The 1,624-nt window shown below is 65.5% G+C and carries 3 protein-coding genes; all 3 read right to left on the bottom strand.

What is annotated here, in order from left to right:
* Positions 1 to 291: biotin/lipoyl-binding protein (locus MUO23_07860; GenBank protein ID MCJ7512870.1), on the bottom strand; the 291-nt coding region annotated here is incomplete at its 3' end.
* Between the two features lie 13 nt (positions 292 to 304).
* Entirely contained in the window at positions 305 to 1,438 is a 1,134-nt protein-coding gene (locus tag MUO23_07865; protein MCJ7512871.1) for an ABC transporter permease, read from the bottom strand.
* A partial coding sequence (locus MUO23_07870; GenBank protein MCJ7512872.1) for a hypothetical protein occupies positions 1,432 to 1,624 on the bottom strand: 193 nt, incomplete at its 5' end. The genes MUO23_07870 and MUO23_07865, both read right to left, overlap by 7 nt.

Raw genomic sequence — 1,624 nt, forward strand, 5'->3', positions numbered from 1 at the left:
GGCCGCCTGGCCGGAGGCGGCGACCAGGTCGCGCTGGAGGCGCAGGAGTTCGTCATCCAATCGGAAGAGCACCTCGCCGGCCTGCACCACCTGCCCCTCCGTCACCAGCACCTCGACCACTCGCCCGCCGCTCTCGGAGCCGATGCGAACCTCCGTTCCTTCGACAGTGCCAGAGGCTGTCAGCGGGCCGGCGTGGTCGCCCGATACCGACCACAAATAGATCAGCGCCGCCAGGATCAGCAGCACGATCATCACCAGCGGGAGAAAGCGCTTCTTTGAAGACGTTGGCATGGCAGCCCTTCCTTCAGTCCAGACTCTTGCGGAAGCGCAGCGCGGCGATCCCCATCCAGGCGATGGCCAGGACGGCCAGCGCCGCCACTTCCGGCCCGAGGCTGCTTAGTCCGGCGCCCTTGAGCAGCACCGAGCGGATGATTACCAGGTAGTAGCGAAGCGGGATCAGGTGCGAGATCGCCTGCAGCAGGGGAGGCATGGCAGCCAGGGGGAACAGGAAACCCGAAAGGAAGATCGTGGGCAGAAGTGTGAAGTAGGTCAGCATCATCGCTTCCTGCTGCGTGCGGGCAACGCTGGAAATGAGCAGGCCGATGCCGAGCGAGGACAGGAGGAAGAGAAAAGAGAACACCAGCAGCAGACCCAGGTCACCGCGAATGGGCACGTCGAACCACAGGGTGCCGACGACCAGGATCTCCAGCGTGTCGAAGAAGGCCAGCAGCACGTAGGGCAGGATCTTGCCCAGGATCAGCTCGCCGGAGCGGATGGGCGTGACGATTAGCTGCTCGATCGTGCCGCGCTCGCGCTCCCGCACGATGGAGGTCGCCGTCAGCATCGAGGTCATCAACTGCAGGATCAAACCGATCAGGGCCGGCACCATGAAGAAAGCGCTGACCAGATCGGGGTTGTACCACACGCGCGCCCGGACCTGCACCAACGGCTGGGCTCCCTGGAGGGCGGTCTGGCTGCCGATCCGCTCGAGGGCCAGGCGGGTAGCGTGGGCTTGACCGATCAGCTCCGCCGCTGCCAGACTGGTCGAGGCCACGTTGGGGTCGCTGCCGTCCAGGACAAAGGCCACTTGCACCGGTCGCCCGGCGATGATTGACCGGCCGTAGTCGGGCGGAATCACCAGACCGGCCCGGGCCCGGCCGCTTTCGATCAGGGAGCGTAGCTGCGCTTCGGAGTCGACATCATAGGCCAGGCGGAAGTAGTCGGCGGCGCGGTAGGCGTCCAGCAGCCGCCTGGCTTCCGGCCCGCGGTCCTGATCGAACACGGCCAGCGGCACATTGCGAACATCACTGGTAGCCGTATAGCCCAGCAAGAAGAGCTGCACCACGGGTATGGCGAAGGTGATGTACAGCGTGCGGGGGTCGCGCAGAATCTGGATGAATTCCTTGCGGATCAGGGAGCGCAGCCGGTGGATCACCACGGCGCCGTCCCCGGCTCAGCCTGCCCGGGCCTGCGGCCCGGCGGCCGATCGGCGACAACGCCATACAGGAAGATATCGACGAAGTGGTCGAGCGTGTCGGGCGGGAAGATGGCCAGCACCTGGGGGCTGAACATCTGCTCGGTGATCACATACGAGAAGAACATGCCGACGAAGGCGCGCATGACC

The organism is Anaerolineales bacterium, from assembly GCA_022866145.1.
Classification (GTDB): domain Bacteria; phylum Chloroflexota; class Anaerolineae; order Anaerolineales; family E44-bin32; genus PFL42.